Source organism: Bacillus cereus group sp. BceL220 (assembly GCF_051776965.1).
In the GTDB taxonomy this organism is placed as follows: Bacteria; Bacillota; Bacilli; order Bacillales; family Bacillaceae_G; genus Bacillus_A; species Bacillus_A cereus.
The window spans coordinates 332,676-359,100 of record NZ_JBPWBC010000002.1 but is presented as its reverse complement, the minus strand read 5'-3'; the positions used below and the strand labels follow the sequence as shown (position 1 = coordinate 359,100).

Sequence of the window (26,425 nt, the reverse complement as noted above, 5' to 3'; positions counted from 1 at the left end):
GGGGCACCTTTCAAAAAGGTGCCCCTTCCTTTTATTTCGTAAACTGTGCTTCTTCTGTAGATCCTTTTAACGCTGTCGTTGATGAAGTTCCGCCTGTAATCACTTGTGCCACTTCATCAAAGTAACCTGTTCCTACTTCGCGTTGATGACGTGTTGCAGAGTAGCCGTGTTTTTCAGCTGCGAATTCTGCTTGTTGTAGTTCAGAGTATGCTGCCATGCCGCGCTCTTTATAGCCACGTGCTAGTTCAAACATACCGTAATTTAATGAATGGAATCCAGCAAGCGTTACGAATTGGAACTTATAACCGTAAGATGCGATTTCCTTTTGGAAGCTCGCAATTGTTTTTTCATCTAGTTTTTGTTTCCAGTTGAATGAAGGTGAACAGTTATATGCAAGTAGCTTTCCTGGATGCTCCTTATGAATTGCGTCCGCAAATCGTTTTGCATCTTCTAAATTTGGTTCCGACGTTTCACACCAAACGAGGTCTGCATACGGTGCATACGCTAAACCACGCGCAATTGCTTGATCAAGACCTGCATTCGTACGGTAAAATCCTTCTGGTGTTCTTTCTCCTGTAATAAATGCTTTATCAACAGGATCGATATCGCTCGTAATTAAATCAGCTGCATCCGCATCTGTTCTTGCAACGATAATTGTCGGCACTCCCATTACATCTGCTGCAAGACGTGCAGAAATTAAATTGCGTACTGCTGTTTGCGTTGGTAGTAGTACTTTTCCGCCTAAATGGCCACATTTTTTTTCTGAAGATAATTGATCTTCAAAATGCACACCTGATGCACCTGCTTCAATCATACCTTTCATCAGTTCGAATACATTTAATTGCCCACCAAATCCAGCTTCTGCATCTGCTACAATCGGTACGAAATAGTCTGTATCATCGCTTCCTTCCATATGCTGAATTTGATCCGCACGTTGAAGCGTTTGATTAATTCGTTTTACTACAGCAGGTACGCTGTTCGCTGGATATAAACTTTGGTCTGGATACATATGTCCAGAAAGGTTTGCATCAGCTGCTACTTGCCAACCACTTAAGTAAATCGCTTTTAACCCAGCTTTTACTTGTTGCATCGCTTGGTTTCCTGTTAATGCGCCAAGTGCGTTAATATAGTCTTCTGTATGAAGCGATGTCCAAAGCTTCTCAGCACCACGACGCGCTAACGTATGTTCAATATCAATTGACCCGCGCAGGCGAATTACATCTTCTGCCGAATATGGACGTGTGATCCCTTTCCAACGCTCATCTAATTCCCAGCTTTCTTGTAACTTCTCGATTCTTTCGTTTTTCATTTGTTCCATCCCCTTTTCATTTTTTATAAAATTTCATAACCCGGTAATGTTAAAAATGGTACGAATTCATCATTTCGAACGAGATTTGTAAACAACGTTGTCGCCTCTTGGAATCTCCCTTTCTTAAAGGCTTCCTTACCAATCTCTCTTTCTATTTTTGCTAATTCTTCTTCTTTTAGCTCTTCCATTAATTCAAGCGTAATATTACGACCATCATTTAGTTTTCCACCTTCATGACGAATCCATTGCCATACTTGTGCTCTTGAAATTTCAGCAGTTGCCGCATCTTCCATTAAGTTATAAATGGGTGCTGCTCCCCGTCCGCTTAACCAAGATGCAATATATTGAATACCTACACTAATATTCATGCGAAGGCCCTCTTCTGTAATCGTTCCCACCGGTACCTCTAGTAAATCGTTTTCTGTTACACATATTTCTTCACGTTTTCTAAAAATTTGATTCGGTGTTTTCATAATGTGATTAAATACTTCCATTGCAACCGGTACAAGTCCAGGGTGGGCAACCCAAGTCCCGTCATGACCGTCTAAAGCTTCGCGCTCCTTATCAGCACGCACTTTTTCAAAAGCTGCTTCATTTGCTTCTGGATTATTTTTAATCGGAATTTGTGCCGCCATTCCTCCAATTGCTGGTGCATTACGGCGGTGACATGTTTGAATTACTTTCAAAGAATACGAACGCATAAATGGCGCCGTCATCGTGACTTGTGCTCTATCTGGTAGTAAGAATTTATTATGATTACGGAAACTCTTTAAAAAGCTAAAAATATAATCCCATCTTCCGCAGTTTAAGCCAGCAGAATGATCTTTTAGCTCATATAAAATTTCATCCATTTCAAACGAAGCGTGAATCGTTTCCAGTAACACAGTTGCTTTAATCGTTCCATTTGGAATGCCGATATATTTTTGAGCAAATACGAATACATCATTCCATAATCTCGCTTCTAAATAACTTTCCATTTTTGGTAAGTAAAAGTATGGGCCGCTTCCTTTTGCTAAAAGAGCTTTCGCATTATGGAAAAAGTACAAGCCGAAATCTACTAAGCTACCCGACATATTCTTCCCATCAACTTGCATATGCTTTTCCTCTAAATGCCATCCTCTTGGACGTACAATGAGTACAGCTGTTTTCTCATTTAATCTATATTCTTTCCCTTTATCATTTTTATGTGAAATCGTTCCCTTTACTGCATCTCGTAAATTGATTTGACCTTCAACTGCGTTTTCCCAAGTTGGTGCATTCGAATCTTCAAAATCCGCCATAAAAAGATGCGCTCCTGAATTTAAAGCGTTAATGACCATCTTTCTATCTACCGGTCCAGTAATCTCTACGCGGCGATCCTCTAAGTCTTTTGGCAGCTTGGCAATTGTCCAATCCGCTTCACGTATGTGTTTTGTTTCTTCTAGAAACTTCGGAAACTCCCCTGCATCAATTCTCTTTTGTTTTTCTACACGTTTTTGTAAAAGTTCTATGCGGCGCTCATTGAAATTCTCATGTAGTTCCTTCAAAAAACTAAGCACCTCAGGTGTCAATATTTCGTTGTACGCTGGTAACATTTCTCCAACGAGTGTAACCCGTGAAGTTTGCGTCGACATATTAGCATCCCCTTCTTAAACTGTTTTATAACAGATTTGATTTCATGTTTTATATTATATAACAAATCTTCAGAAAAGGAAGTTTTTTTTGAAAATTCATTTCATTTTTTTTCAAAACGCCATTCTTTCGTGCTTTATTTCATACAAAAAAGGCCGCTGTTATACAACAACGACCTTTTTGTATTATTTTTAAATTTCACTTTGACTAGTTAAACTTTATTACTGCCCTTGTTCCATATCATGCAATATTGCTCTATGTAAAAACTGTGCGTATTGTTCTCTTGTTACCTTCATAGACGGACCGAATTTACCTTCTCCGATTCCCATTGTAATACCATTTGTTTGTACTGCACTAATTGCATTCGTTGCCCATGAATTTGCTGAAACATCATTAAAGTTATGAGATCCCTTGGCCTGTAAGTCAAAAGCATTCGTAAGAACTTGTGCCATTTCCGCACGCGTTAACGTCGCCTTCGGTCTAAAGTTTCCATTCTCGTCTCCCTGGAAAATTCCCATTTCCGTTAAAGCCAATATCTCCTCGATAAAGCTTGTTGAATTTTCATCAATATCTCCATATGGGTTTTCATATTCATCTTGTTCTTCCATATCAAACACACGGTAAATTAAAGCTGCAACTTGCTCACGTGTTACATTATCCCCAAAACCGAATATTCCATCGCCATATCCCAAAATAATTTCTTGTTCCGCTAATTCATGAATTGCCTCATATGCCCAATGTCCTTTTGGTACATCTTTAAATACAATTGTATTTGTTTTTTGCAACGGTGCACTTTCCGCTTTTACACTGTTACTCTCTGCTGAGAATAACACCCCACCCATAATTGTTAATGCTGTAGCTGTTTTTAATAATTTTTTGCTCATCAAATTATCTCCCCAATATGTATATGTTTTTTTAAAAATATACAGAATAAATGGTATAGTGACAATATATTTTTCGACACATTTCGTGACGGTTTTGTGAATCATATTACACATCATGTCTTTTTTATGGGGTTGATTATAAAGCTTATGTATAACATTAAAAATACAAATAAACGAATAATAATTCTTTTTTAAACAAACAAAAAAGCACAAATATTTCTATTTGTGCTTTCATATTTCACTCTATTTCCAATCCTCTTTCAAATGATAATTAATAATCGCATTATTAATAAACTGAGCATATTGTTCTCTAGGTACAGGGCGATTTAATTCATACATGCCATTCCCAGTTCCTCTTACAACATTATTAGATTGTAGCGCACTAATTGCATCTTCTGCCCAGTGGCCTTTTGGAATATCTTTAAATGTATGTTTTTGTTTCGTTTCAAAATTAAATGCTCGTTTTAAAATGACAGCCATTTCCGCTCTAGAGATTGGTGCTTTCGGCCTAAAATTCCCTTGGCCATCCCCTGTAAAAACACCACGTTTTGTTAACGCCAAAATTTCCTTTTTAAAAGTTGTTGTACTATCAGAAACATCTTTATATGGATTCGCTACTGATCCTTCTTCTTTTATCTCAAGTGTTCTGTAAATAGTCCCAGCTACTTGTTCACGTGTTATAAGATCACCAACACCATACTTCCCGTTTCCATACCCTAATATAATTTTATGATATGCTAAATCCATAATAGCATCATATGCCCAAAATCCGTATGGAACATCTTCAAACACAATCATTTGTGGATACTCTTCCGCTTTTACAGGCGTCACATTCGTCCCTGCAAATATACCTCCTGCCATTGTCGCAATCATCATTACACCCAATATTTTTTTCTTCATTATCCTCTCTCCCTATTTCATTCAAATAAAATGAATTTCATTGTTTCAGGAGTACTCTTTTTTGGTGAATGTAAGATAAAATGCAAATCTTCTAGAAGAAATATTTCCACTACCTTTCTGCTTTATGCCTCCTTCTTTCTTTTTCAAAAAGGAAGTTGTCACCTCTAAGGTGTTATGTACTAAAACATTCTACAATCTCTTTATAAACTCCTTTTCACTTTACAACTTCCCTTTATTGGCGCGTAAAGGAAATACCTAATGGAGGTTACTATATTCATGATTTATATTTCAGAGTTAGCATTCCCCTTCACTGATAACTCGCCTTCTCTTCCCTTGCGAAAAGTTAGTGCCATCCCTACAAATATAAGGATAATCCTTATTACTTGCATCTAAATCCGGTCTAATAGTTTGGCAACAGCAGGATCTAAAAACACTAATACAGAAATAATTCTCGTCGATAAACCTCTTACACTGTCAAAAAACAAGTAATATACAAATCTAGTATGTATAAATCATCGCCTTGAAAATGCCCGAAGTCTATGAATAGTAGCAATAAAAAAAGCATCCTTTTTTTATTAAAAGAGGATGCTTTTTTTATATTTATTAACACTCAAATATGCTACTACTTTTGAAGAGTAAATTGGGCAACTATTTGTTTTAATTTTCCTGCTGCGTTATGCATATGTTCAATTGAAACCGAAATCTCTTGAACAGATTTTTCTTGCTGTTGAATAGACTCTTTTACCCTATCAGTTCGGTCAGATGATCTTTGGGAAATTTGAGCCATGTCTTCTGCAGAAGCCGAGATTTCCTCACTACTCGCTGCAATTTCATCTGTAGACATAGATACCGTTTGAATTTGCTCAGATACTTGTTGTACTTTTTCTGTAATTGTTCCAAATACTTTTTCTGTGTGCATTACTACTTGTGTACCTGCCTGTACCTCATTATCTACTTTCCCCATCATATGTACCGTATGGTTCGTTGTTCCCATAACTTGAGTAATAAGATTCTCAATTTGTTTTGCAGAATCACTAGATTGTTCTGCTAATTTCCGCACTTCATCTGCCACAATTGCAAATCCTCTACCACTTTCACCAGCACGTGCAGCCTCAATTGCGGCGTTTAATGCTAATAAGTTAATCTGAGAGGTAATACCTTGCATTACATCAATGATTTTAACAATTTCTTCTGATTGTTCTTTCATAGTCTCTACTTGTTTCACACCGCTATGTACCGAATTTTGGATTGTATCCATCTGTTGAATCATTTGTTTCATTAATTTGTTACCACTCTCTGCATCTAATGCTGATTGAGCAGATAATTCATTTACAGAGGATGATGTATTGACTATACTCTGCATTCCTTGTGTCAACTCTTCCATCGCACCCGCAGTTTGTTCCATTGCTTGCATTTGACTCTCTGCACCATTTGCGACTTCTTCAATATCCATAGTGATTTTTTTTGCTGCACTACTAGATACTTCTGACGCAGATGCTACTCCGTCTGCATATTGGAATAGAAGCTGAATATTATTCTCTACTTCTTGCATATTTGTTCTTAGCCCTGCAATCATCTCATTAAAATTACTTACTAATACACCTAATTCATCCTTAGCAGTATAATCACCATGTACAGTTAAATCTCCTTCTTTCGCTCTTTCCATCATACGACTAACCGTTTGTAAAGGAGCAACTATAAGCTTGCTAATAATATAACTTACTATACATATAACGATTGTAGTAACTACTACAAGAATGATAAAGGTAATAACGGAACGATCAATCATTTTTTGCGAATCTTTAAATACTTGGTCAGCTAAATTTGAAACATACGATTCTAGATCCACTGCATAACCAGCTAACTCTATTCCCTTCGGTTTTAATTCCTTCTGAAATTCATTTACCATTTGCGGCTCGTTTGTTGCCTTCGCCTTTTCAAATAATTTCTTATATGTATCTTTATAACTTGGTAAAGATTTCTTCATCTTCTGAAACAGTTCATCCTCTTGCTTACTTAAATTAAAACCATCATCATATTCTTTTAATAAAGAATCATATTTTTTAAGATCCTTTTCAATATTATTAATTATTCCCTCTTTATTTGCCACTTCATTTTGTGATGCCGTAATTAACTCTAATAAGTTATATTCTAGTGAATTTTGTGTGCGAAGCATTCCTTCTAATAAAATTGCAGAATATTGATAATCATCTACTACAACCTCTGTATCGTGCTTAATCTTATTAATAGAATTAATTGCTACACTGCTTATAATTACCATACCTAAAACTGCTAATGAAATAAGCGCTAATAATTTATATTTCACTTTTAAATTTTGTAAAAAATACATTTTTTCACCTTTATTCCTTTATATATAGATTTTTAGAATTTTATAGCTTATTATTTACAAAATCGCAATAAAAAGCAATGATAAATATTCCCAATATGAAACTTATATCTCTATAAAAAAAAGTAGCATAATAGCTACTCCTTTTTTCTTTGTTTCTCATATTGTTCAAACGTATGAATTCTTTCAAAAATTGGTGGGTGCGTGTATAAGAAAAATTTCACTAACGCAGGCGGATTCACTTGGCTTAAACTTGTTTTTGATAAATATTGAAAAGTTTTCACACCAGATTTTCCGTCCTTCGTCATATTTAAAGCATATTGATCTGCCGCTCTTTCTTCTATACGTGAAACATAGTTTGTTGCTGGTTGTACTGCAAATGAGAGTATAGAAGAAATTAAGAAAAATAAAGGTAAAATGGAGAAACATGCCACTTTTGAAATTTGCAATGTATCTCCCCATTTGCGAATACACATATTTATAATACGACTAATTAAAAACATACCTATAAACGATAGCAATACATAACTTGCAACGCCAAAATATATATGCTTCATAACATAATGCCCCATTTCATGGGCCATGATAAATAAAATCTCTTTATCTTTTAACTGCTTAAGCGTTGTATCCCACATTACAATACGGGCGTTAGGGCCAATTCCTGTTACGTAAGCATTTAATGCATTCGTTTTTTCTGACATATTTACTTCATATACGTGTTTAGCAGGAATATCCGCTTTGTCTGCTATCGCTAAAATTTTCGTTTCTAATTCTTTATTTTTCAGCGTCGAGAAGTCGTTATAAAGCGGATCAATAACGACAGGCTGTATGAATGTTAAAAAGATTGTAAATGGAACAGAGAGCGCCCATCCTGCGAGCCACCATCTCTTCGGAAATTTACGGATAAGCCATAATAGAACGGTAACTACAATTAACATAGTCGCATAACTTTCCCAAAAACCGATAACATGATCTTTTATCCAGCTTTGTGTGCTTTGCGTTGAAATGCCGTAATCAACGGACACTTTCCGGCCAATCCATTGCATCGGTAAGGCAAGCACTGTTGTCAATAATGATAAATAAAAGAAATAAATCGCAACTTGCAAAACACTTATTTTAGTCGTTTCCTTCGACCATTTCTCAAACTTTCTTGAAATACCTAGCACAAGTACAAATAATAAAATAATCCATTCAAGAGGCGTCGCTAAAAAGTATAGTAAATTTTTCACGCGCGAATAATCTTGGCTTAGCGTAAGCTCTCTCGTACTCATAAACGTTTCTGGATCTGCACTCGTTCCCTTATACATGTCCGGAATAAGTTCATGATTCCATCCAAATAAATACCAATATATAAGTAACGCAAATCCAACGTACAAAAAAAGCGACCAACCGATAACCTTCCTCACGCTATTCCCTCCTCTATGCTGCCTGTCTATTATTATTGTAAGTTCGTACACGCTAAATTAGAACAAGCTTATTATGTGAATTGCTCGAGATCCTTTTATTTACATAAAAAAACTCTTCTACACAAGAAGAGTTTTACCTATCTTTAAACACTTTCTTTAGTTCATAATCCGGAATAAGGATCGCACGTACAAACCAACACACGTACCCTACTTGCTTTTTAGATAACATAAAAAGCCTCTTTAAGGAAGTACATCTATTAATAAATTAAAATCTTGTAAAGAGAAAGAACTATATTTCATAATACCCTGTACAGCTAAAAGTAAAACAAGACCGATCACACACATATAATTAACGCTTTCTTCATTCTTTTTTTCAGTAACCACTCCACCACTTATACATAAAATCCCTAGCAAATGAAGCGCTAAATACATGAAAAAGTAAGCTTCCTCCCAGCGCAAAATAACATTTACTGTCGTTATTAACACTAGACTAAGTAAAATCAAATAAAAAAACTTATTTGATGATATCGTTTCATTCATATAATTTTATACATCCCTTTCAAATTTCGAATTAATGATGTTTCAAAGCTATAAAGTAAATGATTATTTTCATACCATAAAACAAAAGGAAAGCCACCATTACTTTCTCGAATACTTTATGAATCCACATATACTTCTCTTCATTCTTTCTGAAGATGCGCTTCATCATTTCTTCTACAATTAGACCAAATATTAGTAAAACCCCGAACACAATAAGAAGAGAAATAATATTTTCTTTTAAATGAGTACTAGAAAATAAGTACTACTCTGGAAACACAATCGTATCTACTACAGGTTGAAGCCAATGACAAACGCTTTTATCACACATATCTGTAATAGACGTAGCATCTATAATCTCTTTTAATATTTTTTCAACCGTCTTCTTCATCTCATTTACTCCCCACTATATCTGAAAAGCTCTTTTCCTGCTCTGCATATATAACTGGCACTTCTTTACTCCAATATTTACGATTAACAAATAAAAAGATAAGTACTAAGTTTAATCCTGTTATAAAAATAATAAGTCCAGGAAAGAATGTCGTATAATTTGAGAAATCGGCAAAACTCATAATTTTTTCTCTACTTATAAAAAAAGACGCACCCATTATAAATGCATTGTTTAACATATGTATTGCAATTGGCATGAGTAAACTTTTCGTACGAATATATACGATTGATAATACGATGCTGAATATGGCTGCACCGAGGAAATCAACATGTAACAACGCAAACAATATTGCTACAACGATGGTCGCTATGCTCGTTCCCCATTTTGTTGCAAAACGTTGAAGTAAAAATCCGCGAAAAACAAACTCCCCGATAATTGGTGCGATGAATACGACCCTAATGACTTGATATACATATCCCCCAGTACTATCTATAATCGGTTCATGCAATGCATTCATAATAAAGTCCGGTGTAATCCATGCAAAACTATACATATACAAAATAAGATACCCGTAACTAAACATGCACAACATAACCGTAATGTATAAAACTTGCACCAAGTTAAATGTTTCATTTTTATTAACAAACAATGAAAATGAAATGCGATGCTTTCTATACTCATAAAAAATCCATACGATCGGAAGGATATAGAATATAAGGATATTTATAAAAGAAGAATTTTGTATATGAAATATACTTGTTAGCAAATCGCCACTACTTCTCGCTATTAAAATTAATAGTGCAAATACAATTAAAAAATATCTAGCTCGCATCACTTGAAACGGATTCACACTCATCTCCTCCCCTATGTTACTTTTATCATATCATTTGATTCTTAATTTTTTGCGAAAGAAAACCTTAAAATTTCCTTAAAAATTCCATAAGTTACAAAATGATGATATGATATTCGAGAAAATTAGGAGGGATTTTTATGTACCAAGCAAATATTTTACTTGTTGATGATGAAACAGCAATTTTACAATTACTAACTACCATTCTTGAAAAAGAAGGTTTTTCTCATATTACAACTGCAACATCAGCTGAAATAGCTTTATCTCTAACTAAGCAAAACAATTACGATTTAATTATTTTAGATGTAATGCTTCCTGGACAATCCGGTTTTGATATTTGTCCAATCATTCGCCAACAAACAGATTGTCCAATTTTCTTCCTATCAGCAAAAGCATCTGATTTAGATAAAATATCCGGATTTTCATACGGTGCGGATGATTATATTACGAAGCCCTTTAATCCATTAGAAGTAGTAGCACGTATGAAAGCACAGCTTCGGAGACATATGAAACAAACCGTACCACACGAACAAAAATCACACTCGATTTCATTTGGCAGATTTGAAATTGATCAGCACTCTGCAGAACTGACAGTGGATGGTCACATTGTCGAATGTTCCGCTCAACTCTTTCAACTACTACTCTTCTTTTGCGAGAATCCGAACTACGTATTTTCGAAAGAGGAAATATACGAAAAAGTTTGGGGAGCACCTGCCTATAATGGCGATGACAACACTGTTATGGTCCACATTCGAAAACTACGTGAAAAAATTGAACACGATCCAAGTAAACCAGAATATATAAAAACCGTTCGCGGGCTTGGTTATAAGTTCGTTACAAAGTAGGGTGACGATATGAATTTTAATAAACGACTTATTATTCAATTTATCATGCAACACGTTTTTGTTTTAGTTACATTACTTATCGCTGTAGTTGCTGCTTTTACTTATTTAATTTTTCTTCTTACTAGTACTTTATACGAACCTAATATTCCAGATTCTGATAGTTTTACAATTTCAAGATACATCTCTTCAGAAGATGGGCATATTTCGTTACAATCTGAAGTGCAAGATTTAATAAAGGAGAAAAATGATTGGCTCCAAGTTGTAGATGAAAACGGAAAAATCCTCTACCACTTTAATACACCAAATGATGTTCCGAATGCTTATACGAAGACATCTTTAGTCGCATATATACAACATCATATCGAAAGTAATTATAAATTTACATATTGGGAAATTGAATTAGAAGAAAAGAAAGTACTTGTTATTTATGGTGGTATGTTAAAAAGCAATGCGTTACTGACAGCAATTCAAAAGGATCACTCCTCTTTAACGATGGATTCGTTCACATTAACAGATCAAGAAAAACAGTTACTGTCTAAAGAAAAAGCAGCACTTCAAATATTTAATCAAAATGGCGAAGAGGTTTTTGCCTATCCAGCTGGAAAGAAAAAAACATTTTCAGCAATACAAATCGCCCTTAATGAAAAAGAACCGTGGAATCATAAAGAAAACACGTCTAGCTTTTACGATGCAAATAGTGGCAACCTTCTCGTTGTGACTGCGAAAAATGATCACTACTATCCAGATGACGAAATTGAAGATGTATTTACTAAGAAGTTTCTCATCGGATGCGGATTAATCCTTCTTATCGTATTTGTTTATTTAGTCATTCTTTCTATTTGGTACGGTAATAAATTCGGGAAACCGTTATTACATGCGATGCGCTGGCTTAAAAATATCGCTGGTGGAAAGTATGAAGAACCCATTAGTAAAAAAGGAAAACCTGTCAGGTTCCGGCGATCTGGTAAAGAAAAATGGTCATTCCGTTTGTTTAGAGATGTAACAAGTTCACTAGAACACCTTTCTATTACACTCAAAAAAAACGATGCGATGAGGCAAGTACTTCAGCAAACACGAGAAGAATGGATTACCGGTCTAACGCATGATTTAAAAACACCACTTAGCTCTATATATGGCTACGCATTATTACTCGAATCGAATCAATATAACTGGACTGATCGTGATATTCAGCAATTTGGTAGTGTTATGAAAGAGAAATCTCAATATATGACGACATTAATTGATGATTTAAGCTTAACGTATCAATTAAAAAATAACAGCCTTCCTGCCCAACACGTAAACGTTGAAATCAATCAGTTCGTTCAAAAAGTGTTATTGCAATTTATTAACAATCCAACACTCCAAAATCAAAATATTGAATTCGTACCGAGCTCAAATAAAATTCAATATTTCATTGAAGAAAAATGGTTCCAGCGTATTATCGAAAACTTACTAGTAAATGCTGTAAAACATAATAATGAAACAACTACTGTCATCGTAAAACTATCACAAAACGCTAATTCCTTTACACTCTCCATTTCAGATGATGGAAAAGGAATGGATGAAAAAACGAAAGAACTTCTATTTGAACGATATTACCGCGGAACAAACACAGAAGAAAGCAACATCGGAACTGGACTTGGCCTAGCCATTACAAAACAGCTCGTTCATGCTCATAACGGAACAATTTCCGTTGATAGCGCACTCGGAAAAGGAACGACGATTATTCTTGTATTTCCGTTTCGTTCGTAGGAAAGACGCTATGTGGCGTCTTTTTTCTTTCCTGGGATAATTTTACAGTAATTGAAATTATGTGGATCGTTTTTTTGAGGTGTTTTAGAGGTATATGAAATTATATCGGCGATTTTTTGAATATATCGGCGCAACTCGAATTATATCAGCGATTTTCTAGATATATCGACTTACCGACAAAAACCGACAATACTAACCTGCTTCCTCTACTACTATACAAATTAAAAATAACCCTTCATAACTCACTATGAAAGGTCACTCCGTATTTCAGCTATTTCCCTACTAACACAAACACATTCTCATCAGGTGCTTCCATTACTGCAACATGTCCTGATTCTGTTGGAAATGGTTCGCGAATCCATTTTACATCTTTATTATCTTTTAAACTTTCATAAGTTTGTTGCACATCTTCTACTAATACTTCGACTTCCGTAAAATTAATATCCGGATGATTGCTTATTACTAACTCCGAACTTTTCTCATCTGGAAACTTCAATCCTATTAACGTCCAAATAACCCCTTCTTCTAATTCTCTTTCTATCATCCAGTTTTGCTTCATTCCCATTTCTTTATAAAAAGAAACTGATCTTTCTATATCCTTCGTATGTATAGATACACATTCTAGTTTTTTGAACATTTTCCTATTTCCCCTTTATGAAAAAGCGAACCATCTCCCAATGATTCGCTCTTACCCTATTATTTTTTCTTCACCGGTATCCAAAGCTCTACTTGTGCAAACTCACTCTTATCTTCGTGGCAACGCTCATCGTATAATTCAAACTCTGTAACGCCGCAATGTTCATAGCCTGAATGCGGGAACCATTCTGAGAATACTGCATTCCAAGTTTGGTGAATAGACGATACCATTTCTTCATGAGGAACTTTCGGCGTTGTAAATACTGCATATGTTGCTGCCGGGAAAGTACGCTTCGCAATTTCATTTGGTACATTTTCAAAGTCTGTAACTTCCATTCCGATAATGTAAGTGAAGTCCCCTGTTTCTAAATTAAAATCAGTACATAATCCAAGCTCTACCCATTGGCTCGTATCTTTACGATTGGGAATTGTTGTCCCAAGATCTTTTTGTAAATATTCTTGCCAAAATACTGGAATGTCTTGATGGTTTTTCCCTTCTTTACTTGTCGTCTTCAATTCATAACCCGCCACTAAAAATTCTGGTTTATTTACAATACGATATTCCATTTGTATGCCCCCTAAATACGGATTTAATTTTCTTTGCTTTACATTCACTCTGTAATACATCGGTGTTTCGATTTCTTGTTTTCGATATTCACTCGGTGTCATTTGAAATAATTTTTTAAAGGCTCTCGTGAACGTTTCGTGAGATTGAAAGCCATGTTCAAACGCGATATCAATAACTTTTTCATCCGTATGAGAAAGTTGATAAGCTGCCCGGGCTAACCTCCTCTTTCGAACATACTCCATTACTGTATCACCTACTAATGCCTGAAATACACGGTGAAAATGCGACTCAGAAAAACCTGCAATGCGAGCTAAATTACGCAGCGTTTGTTTTTCCATTACATCTTCCTCAATATAATCAATTGACCTTTGAATTTGTGTTTCATAGCTTTCCATCTCTGTTCACCCGCCTTATATGTATTATGATAAAAGAGAACGCAATCCAATTCTTGACGTTTTTTACTATAATTCCATAAAAAATTGTAACTTTTTTATATGTATTTCGTTGTTATGTATGAAGGGAGGGAAATTAGTGAAACGCAAACAATCATTAGAAGACATTTATTCAGATCATATGCATGATTTATTTCGCTATCTTCTCTCCCTAACCGGAGATTCTCATTTTGCTGAAGATCTCATGCAGGAAACCTTTTACCGCATGCTCGTCCATATTGACTATTATAAAGGAGAAGAAATTAGGCCGTGGTTATTTACAATTGCCTACAATGCCTTTATCGATTGGTATCGTAAAGAAAAGAAATATAAAACAACAGAAGTTGCAGAATTCCATTTACCAAACGTTCCAAGTACAGAACATGAATATTTCGTAAAATTTGAGATTGCTAGTTGGTTAGAAAGTTTATCTTCTCTTCCGCTCGAAAGACGAAATGTCCTGCTACTACGAGATTACTATGGATTCTCCTATAAGGAAATAGCAGAAATGACTGGTCTCTCATTAGCGAAAGTAAAAATTGAATTACACCGCGGACGAAAAGAAGCGAGAAACATAGAGGAGTGATACAGATGGGTTGTGCAGCATTTAAAAAACTATGGGAGAAGTACGAAAACGGAACGCTCACGCATGATGAACAAGAACTGTTAGAAAGTCATATTGAGTCATGTGAAGAGTGTGAAGCTTACTTAGATGAGCTGTTAATAAAAACAGAACCAATTAAGAAAAAGTTACCTCCAAAAGATCTTAAAGTTCCTTTTTGGAGGATTAAGTGGAAACATCGTTTACAAACGTTTGGTTTTATATTATCAATTTGCATCGTTATCTATATAATCGGCGGGGTATTATCAGCCTTTTATTTTCAAGCTAATAATGATAAAAGGCTAGAAGAAATTAGAGAGGTTCCTTCCCTTGCACTTGAAGCAACGATCCCAAATAGCCGTGTTATGGGGGGCGGAACAAGTGTAGAAGCTTTTTTCCGTACGAATAGCCAATTTGATTTAGTACGAACCGTCGGTAAAAAAGAAATGCCCCTCGGTACAATAGAAACAAAAAGCTTCTTATCATCTGTAGATGTTACGAAGCGAACTTGGATGAATCCGTTCTATCAACCAAAACTCTTCTTTGTTCATCCAAAAACAGAGCAGGGTGATTATTTAAAGGATTCATCAAAAAAAGTATGGGATACACTTGCAAAAGTACATGATGGAACCGTTGCAGAAGTAGCAATTTCTTTTGATAAATCTTATACTTTAAAAGAATTAGAACCGCTTTTATATAGCATATTCGAGGCACAAGAACTCCCTCCAACTCCTTTATGGTACGCTTTAGATACAGGACAAGAAAGAAAAAATGTAGATGACTATATCCTACATGGCGGAGAAGCTATAGGGTTTCCAGAACATGTAAGATTCCTCGATAATGAAACTGACGGGCAGAAAACGCAAGAAGACAAAGTAACCGAAATGATGCGCGTCCTTTCTATCCATAAAAAAACGGTAAGCAAAATAGCAGCGCTTTCTGAGAAAGAATTAAACTTAGATAAACGTTATCAATATGTAAAGGATAACGGTGTAAAAGTATACGGAATTGTTATTACTGGCCCGTCGAAAGAGTTATTAAAATTACAAAACTCCCCGCACGTACGTTATGCGACTCTTGGAGATATTGAGATTTGGAATTGGTTTGATAATTAATAAAAAAGAAGTAGCGCTCTAAAAACGATGCGCTACTTCTTTTTTAATTCGAAATCACTTTCACATACATCCCTCTCACCGCTTTTTCATAAGCAATATCACTTATCTGTCTTATTTTTTCTGATACAACAGACGACTGAACAATTTTCCCTTCACGAAGTAACGGCGGATCAATAAGACGTACTTTATTTTTCTGATGTAGATCATAATCGTTTCTATCTTCTTTTACTTTTATATTTGAATGAACTTTGCTTAATAAAACTTCTACTTCGAGGTCATTACATTGCTGCAATTTCGAAATAAGCTCCTCATCTTCAAGAAGAAAATCATCTGCATGAATAATCCTTTTATGAAGAGCTACCTTTAACATTTTCGCTAACATATCATTTCCGTAAATATTCATTGGTTTCATAAAGAAATCGATTACTTCTTTGTAATACGTTTCTGTAAACCACTCTGCCATTTCGATACTTTGAAGGACCATTTTCCCCTCTACTGCGATGACATCCTCTAAAAAACTATGGACTTCTTCTAAAGAAATATACCCATATGTATACATATCTCGTAACGTATAATCTACTCGATCTGCGCATAATTCGGGCGCTGACCTTTCTAGTAATGTCCACTTCGAATCATCTAATAAAATATCTTCATAGTTATAACCATGCTTCGCAAGGATCGCTGGAATTTCTGAGTTTTTCACAACAGAACTAAATATCTCTTCATGGTAACTTTCATCTTCATTATCAAAAACGTAATCAATCACGTGGGAAAAAGCAGTATGCGATACGTCATGCAGTAAACCAGCGATCTGTTCTTCTACTGAACCACCTAGTTTTTTAACTAATAACATAACACCAACTGAATGATCAAAGCGCGTTACATTCCATTTCTCGTTCATTAAGTAACTTGCGCCTGCTTGATGAATTCCCTTTAGTCTTTGCGTAGGCTTACTTAAAATTAATTCTTCTAGCACTACATCCACTTCAAATTCTCCGTATAGTACATCTGATATGATCACTTACAATCCCCCTTTATTTTAATCGAGTCTTATAATCGTATCTCTTTTATGAAATTAGCACCAACATAAATATTTATTGTTATTTGTTTTTATTGAAAAAAATAGAGAGCCATCAGCTCTCTATTTCATAACCCCTATTCAAACGTAACTTCTACCTGCACAATCTCCGACCTACTACCAAGTCTAAGCGGGGGTCCCCAAAATCCAAATCCAGAAGAAACAATTGCGTGGAACGCGCCTTTTTGTGCGTATCCCCAGTCTAGCTCGTACATTCTTCTCGTTACAATATGATTGGGCGCCATTTGTCCGCGGTGCGTATGACCGGATAATAATAAATCTACACCTGCCGCTGCTGCTTGTTTCAACTCAAATGGCTGGTGATCCATTGCGATAACAGGCATCGATTTATCTACCGTACTCATTAATTGTTCAAAGCTTTGGCGATCTCGCTCTGTTTTATCTCTTCTTCCAACGAGATAAAAGTCATCTTTAATTGTAATCACTTCATCTAAAAGAATACGAATATCAATCTTATCCATCTCTTGTAAAAACTCTGGAACTGCTCTGCCGTAGTATTCATGGTTTCCTAATACGCCATATACGCCTAATGGTGCTTTCATTTGTTTCATGATTGGTCCCATATTCTTTTGAATGAACACACCTGGATGATCATCGATAATATCACCTGGCAGCAAAATAATATCAGGTTCCATCTCATTTACATGACGAACAAGTCTTTTTAAATGCGAAACGCCAGACAGTTTACCGAAATGCATATCAGAAGCCATCGCAATGCGTAAACTTTTACGCCCCTCTACCTTTTTCGGTATGTGCACTTCGTACTTTCTTACTACCGGACTATACGCATTAAATACTCCGTACGCAAAGATAAAGATAAATGCAGCTATCACAGCCGCCCCTGTCCAAATAATTGCTGCTTCTTTCTCCACTGAAAACTGTAAAAGAAAGACCATAATATCAGCTAATGGCAACAACATAAGTGCATATTGTATAACCGCAAACCAAATCGAACCTATCGTTCGCAGAAATGGCAGAAACTTAAACACTTGCACGAGAATGTACGCATATGAAATAAATGCGACTATGAAAGCATAATATCCCCAAGATTCCCAGCCAAATACCGCATGAAGCCAAACCCATCCGTTCCAGCCGATGTAAAACATAAGTAGTGTGTATATAATTAATATGGTAAATATATTGAGATAACGAAGATTCTTCACAGCCAGCCTCCTTATTGATTTCTTCTATTATAACTTGTTATGCACTTATAACGTAAATATTAAGCACTTCAATCTTCCCAATAAAAACATTGGTAAACATATCGTCTTAAAATTTTTAGGAACGGCTGTAATGGGCATTTTAGAGTCTTAAGTGTTGGATGAAATTCTATTATCTTTATCCTTCAAAACTCACCTATGCAATTATGCATATACATCTATTCCGTTTTATTTTTATGTTACGATATGAATGAAATACGACATATATCGACAAAGATAAAAGGAAGTGATTGTATGAAACGTTCTAAAACATATTTAAAATGTTTAGCATTATCCGCTGTTTTTGCTAGTAGCGCTGTAACTCTTTCAACACCTGCTGCTTACGCTCAAACGACGTCACAAGTTGTAACAGATATCGGGCAAAATGCGAAAACACATACGAGCTATAATACATTTAATAATGATCAAGCTGATAATATGACAATGTCTTTAAAGGTAACTTTTATCGATGACCCAAGCGCTGATAAACAGATTGCCGTTATTAATACGACTGGTAGTTTTTTAAAAGCAAATCCTACTATAAGTGATGCACCTATTGATAACTACCCAATCCCTGGCGCTAGTGCAACATTGCGTTATCCTTCACAATATGATGTTGCATTTAACCTTCAAGATAACAGCGCTCGTTTCTTTAACGTAGCACCTACAAATGCTGTAGAAGAAACGACTGTAACATCTAGCGTATCTTATCAACTTGGTGGCTCTGTTAAGGCTTCTGTAACGCCTAATGGACCTAGCGGTGAAGCTGGTGCAACTGGTCAAGTCACTTGGTCGGACTCTGTAAGCTATAAACAAACTAGTTATAAAACAAATTTAATTGACCAAACAAACAAAAACGTAAAGTGGAACGTATTCTTTAACGGATATAACAATCAAAACTGGGGTATTTACACACGTGATTCTTATCATTCTTTATATGGAAACCAACTGTTCATGTACTCTCGCACATACCTATATGAATCTGATGCAAAAGGTAATTTAATACCGATGGATCAACTTCCAGCATTAACAAATAGCGGTTTCTCTCCTGGTATGATTGCTGTTGTTATCTCTGAAAAAAATACAGATCAATCTAACTTACAAGTCGCTTATACAAAACACGCCGATGATTACCAACTTCGTCCAGGCTTCACATTCGGAACTGCAAACTGGGTTGGAACCAACGTAAAAGACGTTGATCAAAAAACATTTAATAAATTGTTCACACTAGATTGGAAGAATAAGAAATTAGTAGAGAAAAAATAAAGAAAACCGAACCGCCACTTAGATGACGGTTCGGTTTTTATTTAAATTACAAAATCCTCCGGAATAAACACCTTCACTTCTTTCGGCTGTACGTATACAACATCACCCGCTTGAATGCTGAGATGCTTGAACTGTTCTTTACTTATTTCTGCTTCTAAGTACTCATCTGTTCCATCTCGTTTTAATTCTACATATACGACAGGTCCGACTGCGTGAAAATAAGATACTTTTGCCGGGATTGCATCTACGCTTTGTTTCGTACGAGAGATTGATAAGTCATGCGGCCTTACGTAGGCTATTCCGTCTACGTTGGAAACGTGCTTATGCTCTGGTGCTTCTAGTTCGACCGACCCTACATTTAGCTTTCCTTTATGAACGCGGCCGTGAAATAAATTTACATTTCCTAAAAAGTCATATACAAACGGACTTGCTGGGTTTTCATATACTTCTTCCGGTGTTCCCATTTGTTCAATGCAGCCTTCATTCATTACAACGATGCGGTCTGCAACGTCTAATGCTTCCTCCTGATCATGCGTTACGAATACGCTCGTAATTTGAAATTCGTCATGTAATTTCCGGAGCCATCTTCGTAATTCTTTTCTCACTTTTGCATCAAGTGCACCGAACGGTTCATCAAGTAATAAAATTTTCGGTTCGACTGCAAGTGCCCGGGCTAGTGCAATACGTTGACGTTGTCCACCAGATAATTGCGCTGGATAACGTTTAGCAAAGCCATCCATTTTTACGAGCTTTAATAATTCTGTTACCTTTTCTTCTATCGCTTCTGCTGACGGTCTTAAGCTTTTCTTTCTTACTTTTAAACCGAAAGCGACATTCTCAAATACATTCATATGTTTAAAGAGCGCATAGTGCTGAAAGACGAAACCGACTTGCCTGTTTTTCACGTGAATGTCTGTTAGATCTTCCCCATCAAATGAAACAGAGCCTCCATCCGCTTCTTCTAATCCTGCAATAATGCGTAATAACGTCGTTTTCCCAGAACCTGACGGGCCTAATAAGGCAACAAGTTCACCTTTTGGAATATCCAAATGAATGTCTGTTAGTGCTTGAAATGTACCATATTGCTTCGATACACCTTGAATTTGAATACTCACCGTAATCCCCCTCTTATTGTCGTTTTTCCATTCGCCATTCAATCCAGTTTTTTATAACGAGTGTAAACACTGCAATTAATGACATTAACGTCGCTACTGCAAATGCTGCTGAAAATTGATATTCATTGTACAAAATTTCAATATGAAGCGGCATCGTATTCGTAATACCGCGCACGTGACCTGATACGACAGAAACGGCTCCAAACTCACCGATAGCACGGGCATTACATAGAATCATGCCGTATAAAAGACCCCATTTTATATTTGGAAGCGTAACGCGCCAAAACATTTTCCAGCCACTTGCGCCAAGTGATAAAGCTGCCTCTTCTTCACTTTTCCCTTGCGCCTGCATAATCGGAATTAATTCACGTGCAACGAACGGGAAGGTTACAAAGATTGTTGCGATAATAATGCCTGGTACAGAGAAAATGAGTTTCACTCCATGTTCAAGTAGCCATTCGCCAAGAGCACCCCTCGGTGTGAAAAGTAAAACGAATACTAATCCTGCGATAACTGGTGACACAGCAAACGGCAGTTCAATAAGAGAGAGTAATACTTGTTTTCCTTTAAACTGAAACTTTGTAATAAGCCATGCGGCCGCTACCCCAAATATCGTATTAAGCGGCACAACGATTAACGCAACGAGAAGCGTTAATCTAATTGCTGAAAATGCTTCTTGATCTGTAATAGCGGCAATGTATACATCCATCCCTCTTTCAAAGGCTTTTAGAAAAATAGTTATGAGTGGCAGTAATAGAAAGAGAGATAAAAATAAAACTGTAATCGTAATTAATATGCCTGGTACAAGCTTAGATTCTTTTTTAGCTGATACGCTTTTTACTATTTTCTTTTCTAATAATGTTGGTTCCATTTTCTCTCCTCCTATTCATTTTTTAGTTCATGCCTTCTACTCCAGCTTTGAATCATATTAATAAGAAGAAGGAAAAGGAGAGAAATAATAAGCATCACGGTCGCTACAGCTGTTGCCCCCGCATAATCATATTGTTCTAGTTTCGTCATAATCATCAGTGGCGCAATTTCTGTTTTCATCGGCATATTACCTGCGATGAAAACGACAGATCCGTATTCTCCTAATGCTCTTGCAAATGCGAGTGAAAAACCTGCAAGAAGAGCGGGAAAGATCTCTGGTAAAATGATTTTCACAAATATTTGTAAGCGGGATGCACCTAAACTCGAAGCTGCCTCTTCTACTTCTTTATCAATATTTTGCAGCACTGGTTGCACCATTCGAACGACAAATGGTAAACCGATAAAAGTAAGCGCAACGATAATTCCGAGTGGTGTAAAAGCTACTTTTATATGAAACAGACTAAATATTTTCCCAATCCATCCATTTTCCGCATAAAGCGTTGTAAGTGTAATACCAGCTACAGCTGTCGGAAGTGCAAACGGTAAATCAATAAGTCCATCTAATAGACGTTTCCCTGGAAATTTGTAGCGTACGAGCACCCAAGCTATTAATAAACCGAAAATGGCATTTACAATAGCAGCTGCAAATGAAGTTGTAAAACTAACTTGATAGGAATGCAACACACGCTCGTTCGTTATAACCCCAGCGAACTTCTTCCAACCTAACTGTGAAGTTTGAATAAATACGATAGAAAGTGGTATAAGTACGAATAAACTCATGTACAACATTGTAAATCCAAGCGATAATCCAAACCCTGGTAAAACACGTTTCTTCCTCATCCTCTTTCACCTCATCCCCCTTTAGCAGTACGCATTATTTTTGATAAATTTTATCGAATACGCCGCCGTCATTAAAGTGTTTCTCCTGTGCTTTTTTCCAACCACCAAATAGTTCATCTACAGTAAATAATTGAACTTTCGGAAATTGGGATGCATATTTTTCTGCTACTTTTTCATTGCGCGGACGATAAAAGTTTTTCGCCGCAATTTCCTGTCCTTTTTCTGAGTACAAATATTCAAGATACCCTTCTGCTACTTTTTTCGTTCCTTTTTTATCAACGACTTTATCTACAACCGCTACTGGTGGTTCTGCAAGTACACTAATAGAAGGGGTTACAATTTCAAATTTATCTTTTCCAAGCTCTTTTTGAGATAATAACGCTTCATTTTCCCATGCGATTAATACGTCACCAATTCCTTTTTCAACAAATGTTGTCGTTGCTCCGCGCGCTCCTGAATCTAATACTTCTACGTTTTTATAAATTTGGCTAACAAACTCTTTCGCCTTATCTTCACTATTATTATATTTTTTCAGTGCGTATCCCCACGCCGCTAAATAGTTCCAACGTGCCCCGCCTGATGTTTTTGGGTTTGGTGTAATGACAGACACACCTTTTTTCGTTAAATCATCCCAGTCTTTAATTCCTTTCGGGTTTCCTTTTCGAACAAGAAATACAATTGTTGACGTGTACGGAGTGGAATTATTCGCAAGTCGCTTCTGCCAATCTTCTGCTAATTGTTTTTTCTTGCTAATGGCATCAATATCATAAGCAAGTGCTAGTGTAACAACGTCTGCTTCTAAGCCATCAATAACAGAGCGTGCTTGACTTCCAGATCCCCCGTGTGATTGTTTTACATTTACTGTTTGCCCATGCTTCTCTTTCCAATACTTCGCAAAATCTTTATTGAAATCTTGATATAACTCCCTCGTTGGATCATAAGAAACATTTAAAAGCTCAACTGTTTTTTTATCTCCACTTCCTTCAGAATTACTAGTGGATGTTGCCGAACCACACCCTGATAAAAGTACAACTGCTGATAATAAAACACCTGTACTTTTCATAAACGCTGTCTTACCCCACTTTTTCATCGTTAAGCCCCCTTAGTTTATACAATAGAAAAAGGCACACAATATATTCACAAATGTGAACATTGTGCGCCTTCAGTTTATCTGATTAGCTTCTAATGTATTGTATTCGATTTCTTTTCATTTTAATTCTGTAATTCATATGTGTCAACTTGGAATTTGAATTTTCTTACTAAACTAAAATATTGGCATACTTCGAGCCCAATGATTTTTCAAATCAGCAAATTCTTTTGGTAACTTACTATTTTCATTCCATTCTAATTTATATGCATTTACTAACACCGTAGCCATTGATTCACGGTTCATTACTCCATTTTGATTAAAATTACCGTTCTTATCATTTTCAGAGTTCATCCATAATTTCACAAATAAGATATTGCACTCGCCGTAAGCGTTAATCCCTTCTGTTCTATGTATATCTCCTCCTTGTTGGTCATATGAAGCTTTAAATATATGGCACCACAGCTTAATCAATGCACAAAAAAATGAGGCAACCACCTTCAAAGATGGTTGCCTCATTTTTACACTTGCATCGCTTTCTCTCTCAATGCTCTTCTTAACAACTTACCAGTCGTATTCTTCGGTAATTCTATTAAAAACTCAATGCTTTTCGGCACTTTATATTTCGCTAAATGTAACGTACAGTAATGCATTAGTTCTTCTTCTGTTACGTTCGTTTGTTTCAGAACGACGTAAGCTCGCACTGCTTCTCCTAAGTTTTCATCAGGAACACCGATTACAACAACTTCCGCTACTGATTCGTGCGTATATAATACTTCTTCTACTTCACGAGGGTATACGTTATAACCGCCAACTAAGACGATATCTTTTTTACGATCAACGATATAGAAGTAACCTTCTTCATCCATTTTCGCTAAGTCACCTGTATATAGCCAGCCGTCTTTCAATGTCGCAGCTGTATCTTCTGGTGCATTATAGTATCCTTTCATAACGTTAGGTCCGCGAACGATTAATTCGCCGACTGCGCCGACAGGTACTTCTTCCCCAAGTTCATTTACAATTTTATTTTCTACATGCCAAATATTTGTGCCAATTGATCCTGGTTTACGAGGACGATCTAGCGGGTTGAAACAAGTAACTGGTGATGCCTCTGATAAACCGTATCCTTCTGAAACAATAACGTTAAAACGTTTTTCAAAGTTTTGCAGAAGAGCAACAGGCATCGATGCACCACCGGAAATACAAAGACGAAGCGTCTTCACATCTTCTGCGCTTGCTTCTTCAAATAAATATAAATAATTGTACATCGTCGGTACGCCAGCAAAAATCGTTGGTTCGTACGTGCGACAAATACGGAATACTTCTTTCGGACTAAATTTCGGTAACATTAAAATTGTTGCCCCGTTCACAATCGGTGCATTTACCGCAACTGTTAAACAGAACACATGGAACATTGGCAGTGCCGCAACGACGCGATCGTCAGCAGTAAATTGTAAATAAGACGCAACATCATTCGCATTACTATATAAATTTTTATGTGTTAACATAGCGCCTTTCGGTTTTCCAGTTGTACCTGAAGTGTATAGGATAACCGCTACATCTTCTTCATCTAGTTCAGGGCCTTCGTATTGTAAGTCTCCAGCCCCCACAAAACTAGTAAACGTTTTCATTTTTTCGGTTTCTGTATGGTTAAAATCTGATGAGGTTTCGCATATGATGATGTTTTCTAATGAAGGAAGTCTTGTTGTAAGAGATTGTATAACAGGTAGAAGGACGTCGAGTACGATGATTGTTTTTACATCTCCATTTTGTAAAATGTAATGCATTTCGTCTGCTGTATAAATTGGATTAACTGGAATAACAGTTGCTCCGGCTTTCATTGTTCCGTATAAACCGACCAAAAAATGTGGTGAGTTCCCAACAACTAATGCGACATTGTCCCCTTTTCCAATGCCCATTTCTGCTAAATTGCTAGAAAACCTTGTGACCATTTTGTTTAATTGGTCATAAGAGACCGACTGATCCATAAATATATAAGCCGGTTTATCCCCCTTCTTTTTTGCCGTTTCAGCCAAAGATTGAACGAGATTCACAAAAACCCCACCTTTATAAAATTTAGAATATTTAAAAATTCTAAATTAATTATATTAAAAGAAAATTAAAGTAGCAAGTGATATTCTATTAACTGCATATAGACAGATCACCTTCTCTTAGTTTGCTTTGGAAAGATAAGGGAATTTTATTCGCAAGTAATTTATGAAACTAGACCAGAAATCATTTTAGGATAATATGCATTCATCTTTTCTCTAAGTTTATTAAGTTCCTCTTTATTTAACGTCGTATGCTCTCCAAACAAGTTGATCGCGTCCGCTCCATCTGCATGAAAATACACCGTAACATATAATGTCGGTAACCCTGTATTGTCTTCATCTATTGAAAAGACGACATCTGGTGTTTTATTAACAGTGCTGAATGTTTCATTTCTTTTCCACTTCTTATTTTGAAACATGTCTTGTATATTATGTATCTTTCGTTTGTTATCTGTATGCGTAAAATATATAACATTATCCTCCGCTGGCTTTCCGATAGATAAAAGGGTACGACTTGAGGAAGTTTCACTGTTACACGCTGCAATCCCAATGACGAATCCGAGCAATATTACAATGTGTATGACCCTTTTCATATCGATCCGCCTCCTTTTCATATATATATTCCTTTATAAGAGGCAGATGTCCTGTAAGTATACATTTTGTGGTAAATGGAATTATATCGACAAAACTATAAAAAGAAAGAGGCTGCCTTTAT

The 26,425-nt window shown here is 36.1% G+C and carries 24 protein-coding genes and 4 pseudogenes; 6 read left to right on the top strand and 22 right to left on the bottom strand.

Annotated features, from left to right (window positions below; all coding sequences use genetic code 11):
• Nucleotides 1–31 precede the first annotated feature (31 nt).
• The 11 genes and pseudogenes from aceA to ACS2FK_RS06650 all read right to left on the bottom strand — a co-directional run bounded on the left by aceA (nt 32) and on the right by ACS2FK_RS06650 (nt 10,235).
• Entirely contained in the window at nt 32–1,309 is a 1,278-nt protein-coding gene (gene aceA / locus ACS2FK_RS06700; RefSeq protein ID WP_000787346.1) for an isocitrate lyase, read from the bottom strand.
• A 23-nt stretch (nt 1,310–1,332) separates the two neighbouring features.
• A complete protein-coding gene (gene aceB, locus ACS2FK_RS06695) occupies nt 1,333–2,922 on the bottom strand; it encodes a malate synthase A (RefSeq protein WP_048537986.1) in 1,590 nt (529 codons plus the stop codon).
• A gap of 219 nt (nt 2,923–3,141) precedes the next feature.
• The gene (locus ACS2FK_RS06690; RefSeq protein WP_113304420.1) at nt 3,142–3,909 is read right to left on the bottom strand and encodes an S-layer homology domain-containing protein; all 768 of its coding nucleotides are present in this window, start codon (nt 3,907–3,909) and stop codon (nt 3,142–3,144) included.
• Nucleotides 3,910–4,047: 138 nt separating this feature from the next.
• Nucleotides 4,048–4,704: an S-layer homology domain-containing protein gene (locus ACS2FK_RS06685; RefSeq protein WP_000727104.1), complete on the bottom strand. Its 657-nt coding sequence runs from the start codon at nt 4,702–4,704 to the stop codon at nt 4,048–4,050.
• A 281-nt stretch (nt 4,705–4,985) separates the two neighbouring features.
• Nucleotides 4,986–5,266 (bottom strand): annotated as a pseudogene (locus ACS2FK_RS06680) (EamA family transporter); the annotation flags it as partial.
• Nucleotides 5,267–5,326: 60 nt separating this feature from the next.
• A complete protein-coding gene (locus ACS2FK_RS06675) occupies nt 5,327–6,118 on the bottom strand; it encodes a methyl-accepting chemotaxis protein (protein WP_404978265.1) in 792 nt (263 codons plus the stop codon).
• A 156-nt stretch (nt 6,119–6,274) separates the two neighbouring features.
• Nucleotides 6,275–7,054: pseudogene (locus ACS2FK_RS06670) on the bottom strand (MCP four helix bundle domain-containing protein); the annotation flags it as partial.
• 134 nt (nt 7,055–7,188) lie between these two features.
• Entirely contained in the window at nt 7,189–8,457 is a 1,269-nt protein-coding gene (locus ACS2FK_RS06665; RefSeq protein ID WP_001233328.1) for a M48 family metallopeptidase, read from the bottom strand.
• Nucleotides 8,458–8,697: 240 nt separating this feature from the next.
• The gene (locus ACS2FK_RS06660; RefSeq protein ID WP_016082517.1) at nt 8,698–8,997 is read right to left on the bottom strand and encodes a DUF2101 family protein; all 300 of its coding nucleotides are present in this window, start codon (nt 8,995–8,997) and stop codon (nt 8,698–8,700) included.
• A gap of 31 nt (nt 8,998–9,028) precedes the next feature.
• Nucleotides 9,029–9,385: pseudogene (locus ACS2FK_RS06655) on the bottom strand (hypothetical protein).
• A gap of 1 nt (nt 9,386) precedes the next feature.
• Nucleotides 9,387–10,235: a CPBP family intramembrane glutamic endopeptidase gene (locus ACS2FK_RS06650; RefSeq protein ID WP_063546768.1), complete on the bottom strand. Its 849-nt coding sequence runs from the start codon at nt 10,233–10,235 to the stop codon at nt 9,387–9,389.
• A gap of 140 nt (nt 10,236–10,375) precedes the next feature.
• Between ACS2FK_RS06650 and ACS2FK_RS06645 the strand changes: the two genes are divergently transcribed.
• Together ACS2FK_RS06645 and ACS2FK_RS06640 are read left to right on the top strand one after the other, a co-directional pair.
• Nucleotides 10,376–11,080 carry a response regulator transcription factor gene (locus tag ACS2FK_RS06645; RefSeq protein ID WP_029442109.1) on the top strand — a complete coding sequence of 235 codons (705 nt, stop codon included), beginning with the start codon at nt 10,376–10,378 and terminating at the stop codon, nt 11,078–11,080.
• 9 nt (nt 11,081–11,089) lie between these two features.
• Complete coding sequence (locus ACS2FK_RS06640; RefSeq protein WP_001010445.1) at nt 11,090–12,832, top strand: sensor histidine kinase; 1,743 nt, start codon at nt 11,090–11,092, stop codon at nt 12,830–12,832.
• A gap of 271 nt (nt 12,833–13,103) precedes the next feature.
• Here the strand turns inward: ACS2FK_RS06640 and ACS2FK_RS06635 are convergent, their stop codons facing one another.
• Together ACS2FK_RS06635 and ACS2FK_RS06630 are read right to left on the bottom strand one after the other, a co-directional pair.
• Nucleotides 13,104–13,469, bottom strand: a complete 366-nt coding sequence (locus ACS2FK_RS06635) for a VOC family protein (protein ID WP_000473644.1) — start codon at nt 13,467–13,469, stop codon at nt 13,104–13,106.
• 59 nt (nt 13,470–13,528) lie between these two features.
• Nucleotides 13,529–14,431 carry an AraC family transcriptional regulator gene (locus ACS2FK_RS06630; RefSeq protein ID WP_000446842.1) on the bottom strand — a complete coding sequence of 301 codons (903 nt, stop codon included), beginning with the start codon at nt 14,429–14,431 and terminating at the stop codon, nt 13,529–13,531.
• A 136-nt stretch (nt 14,432–14,567) separates the two neighbouring features.
• Here ACS2FK_RS06630 and ACS2FK_RS06625 point away from each other — a divergent pair, with 136 nt between their 5' ends.
• Together ACS2FK_RS06625 and ACS2FK_RS06620 are read left to right on the top strand one after the other, a co-directional pair.
• Nucleotides 14,568–15,053 (top strand): RNA polymerase sigma factor, encoded by a 486-nt coding sequence (locus ACS2FK_RS06625; protein WP_063546766.1) that lies wholly within the window; start codon nt 14,568–14,570, stop codon nt 15,051–15,053.
• Between the two features lie 5 nt (nt 15,054–15,058).
• The gene (locus ACS2FK_RS06620) at nt 15,059–16,183 is read left to right on the top strand and encodes an anti-sigma factor (RefSeq protein WP_063546764.1); all 1,125 of its coding nucleotides are present in this window, start codon (nt 15,059–15,061) and stop codon (nt 16,181–16,183) included.
• A gap of 43 nt (nt 16,184–16,226) precedes the next feature.
• Here the strand turns inward: ACS2FK_RS06620 and ACS2FK_RS06615 are convergent, their stop codons facing one another.
• Together ACS2FK_RS06615 and ACS2FK_RS06610 are read right to left on the bottom strand one after the other, a co-directional pair.
• A complete protein-coding gene (locus ACS2FK_RS06615) occupies nt 16,227–17,204 on the bottom strand; it encodes an HD domain-containing protein (protein WP_063546762.1) in 978 nt (325 codons plus the stop codon).
• A gap of 134 nt (nt 17,205–17,338) precedes the next feature.
• The gene (locus tag ACS2FK_RS06610; RefSeq protein ID WP_063546760.1) at nt 17,339–18,445 is read right to left on the bottom strand and encodes a metallophosphoesterase; all 1,107 of its coding nucleotides are present in this window, start codon (nt 18,443–18,445) and stop codon (nt 17,339–17,341) included.
• A gap of 34 nt (nt 18,446–18,479) precedes the next feature.
• Here ACS2FK_RS06610 and ACS2FK_RS06605 point away from each other — a divergent pair.
• Together ACS2FK_RS06605 and cytK2 are read left to right on the top strand one after the other, a co-directional pair.
• A pseudogene (locus tag ACS2FK_RS06605) lies at nt 18,480–18,593 on the top strand (TetR family transcriptional regulator); the annotation flags it as partial.
• Between the two features lie 143 nt (nt 18,594–18,736).
• Nucleotides 18,737–19,747, top strand: coding sequence for a beta-channel forming cytolysin CytK2 (gene cytK2 / locus ACS2FK_RS06600; RefSeq protein WP_063546758.1), 1,011 nt, complete (start codon nt 18,737–18,739; stop codon nt 19,745–19,747).
• A gap of 41 nt (nt 19,748–19,788) precedes the next feature.
• Here cytK2 and ACS2FK_RS06595 read toward each other — a convergent pair whose 3' ends face one another.
• The 7 genes from ACS2FK_RS06595 to ACS2FK_RS06565 all read right to left on the bottom strand — a co-directional run bounded on the left by ACS2FK_RS06595 (nt 19,789) and on the right by ACS2FK_RS06565 (nt 26,303).
• Entirely contained in the window at nt 19,789–20,862 is a 1,074-nt protein-coding gene (locus tag ACS2FK_RS06595; RefSeq protein ID WP_063546756.1) for a sulfate/molybdate ABC transporter ATP-binding protein, read from the bottom strand.
• Nucleotides 20,863–20,875: 13 nt separating this feature from the next.
• Nucleotides 20,876–21,733, bottom strand: coding sequence for a sulfate ABC transporter permease subunit CysW (gene cysW / locus ACS2FK_RS06590; RefSeq protein WP_000433826.1), 858 nt, complete (start codon nt 21,731–21,733; stop codon nt 20,876–20,878).
• Between the two features lie 11 nt (nt 21,734–21,744).
• A complete protein-coding gene (gene cysT / locus ACS2FK_RS06585; RefSeq protein WP_063546754.1) occupies nt 21,745–22,572 on the bottom strand; it encodes a sulfate ABC transporter permease subunit CysT in 828 nt (275 codons plus the stop codon).
• 34 nt (nt 22,573–22,606) lie between these two features.
• Nucleotides 22,607–23,662: a sulfate ABC transporter substrate-binding protein gene (locus ACS2FK_RS06580; protein WP_000758702.1), complete on the bottom strand. Its 1,056-nt coding sequence runs from the start codon at nt 23,660–23,662 to the stop codon at nt 22,607–22,609.
• A 174-nt stretch (nt 23,663–23,836) separates the two neighbouring features.
• The gene (locus ACS2FK_RS06575) at nt 23,837–24,013 is read right to left on the bottom strand and encodes a hypothetical protein (protein ID WP_001986183.1); all 177 of its coding nucleotides are present in this window, start codon (nt 24,011–24,013) and stop codon (nt 23,837–23,839) included.
• Between the two features lie 167 nt (nt 24,014–24,180).
• The gene (locus ACS2FK_RS06570) at nt 24,181–25,713 is read right to left on the bottom strand and encodes a fatty acid--CoA ligase family protein (protein ID WP_053565058.1); all 1,533 of its coding nucleotides are present in this window, start codon (nt 25,711–25,713) and stop codon (nt 24,181–24,183) included.
• Between the two features lie 161 nt (nt 25,714–25,874).
• Entirely contained in the window at nt 25,875–26,303 is a 429-nt protein-coding gene (locus ACS2FK_RS06565) for a hypothetical protein (protein WP_063546752.1), read from the bottom strand.
• Between the last annotated feature and the right edge of the window lie 122 nt (nt 26,304–26,425).

Bases quoted from the DNA above. Each gene is read 5' to 3' on its own strand.
- ACS2FK_RS06630 (WP_000446842.1), bottom strand. From the start codon at position 14,431: ATGGAAAGCTATGAAACACAAATTCAAAGGTCAATTGATTATATTGAG.
- aceA (WP_000787346.1), bottom strand. From the start codon at position 1,309: ATGAAAAACGAAAGAATCGAGAAGTTACAAGAAAGCTGGGAATTAGAT.
- cytK2 (WP_063546758.1), top strand. From the start codon at position 18,737: ATGAAACGTTCTAAAACATATTTAAAATGTTTAGCATTATCCGCTGTT.
- ACS2FK_RS06565 (WP_063546752.1), bottom strand. From the start codon at position 26,303: ATGAAAAGGGTCATACACATTGTAATATTGCTCGGATTCGTCATTGGG.
- cysW (WP_000433826.1), bottom strand. From the start codon at position 21,733: ATGGAACCAACATTATTAGAAAAGAAAATAGTAAAAAGCGTATCAGCT.
- ACS2FK_RS06640 (WP_001010445.1), top strand. From the start codon at position 11,090: ATGAATTTTAATAAACGACTTATTATTCAATTTATCATGCAACACGTT.
- ACS2FK_RS06660 (WP_016082517.1), bottom strand. From the start codon at position 8,997: ATGAATGAAACGATATCATCAAATAAGTTTTTTTATTTGATTTTACTT.
- ACS2FK_RS06690 (WP_113304420.1), bottom strand. From the start codon at position 3,909: ATGATTCACAAAACCGTCACGAAATGTGTCGAAAAATATATTGTCACT.
- ACS2FK_RS06685 (WP_000727104.1), bottom strand. From the start codon at position 4,704: ATGAAGAAAAAAATATTGGGTGTAATGATGATTGCGACAATGGCAGGA.
- ACS2FK_RS06575 (WP_001986183.1), bottom strand. From the start codon at position 24,013: ATGAACTCTGAAAATGATAAGAACGGTAATTTTAATCAAAATGGAGTA.
- ACS2FK_RS06635 (WP_000473644.1), bottom strand. From the start codon at position 13,469: ATGTTCAAAAAACTAGAATGTGTATCTATACATACGAAGGATATAGAA.
- ACS2FK_RS06580 (WP_000758702.1), bottom strand. From the start codon at position 23,662: ATGAAAAAGTGGGGTAAGACAGCGTTTATGAAAAGTACAGGTGTTTTA.
- ACS2FK_RS06645 (WP_029442109.1), top strand. From the start codon at position 10,376: ATGTACCAAGCAAATATTTTACTTGTTGATGATGAAACAGCAATTTTA.
- ACS2FK_RS06620 (WP_063546764.1), top strand. From the start codon at position 15,059: ATGGGTTGTGCAGCATTTAAAAAACTATGGGAGAAGTACGAAAACGGA.
- ACS2FK_RS06675 (WP_404978265.1), bottom strand. From the start codon at position 6,118: ATGCAAGCAATGGAACAAACTGCGGGTGCGATGGAAGAGTTGACACAA.
- cysT (WP_063546754.1), bottom strand. From the start codon at position 22,572: ATGAGGAAGAAACGTGTTTTACCAGGGTTTGGATTATCGCTTGGATTT.
- aceB (WP_048537986.1), bottom strand. From the start codon at position 2,922: ATGTCGACGCAAACTTCACGGGTTACACTCGTTGGAGAAATGTTACCA.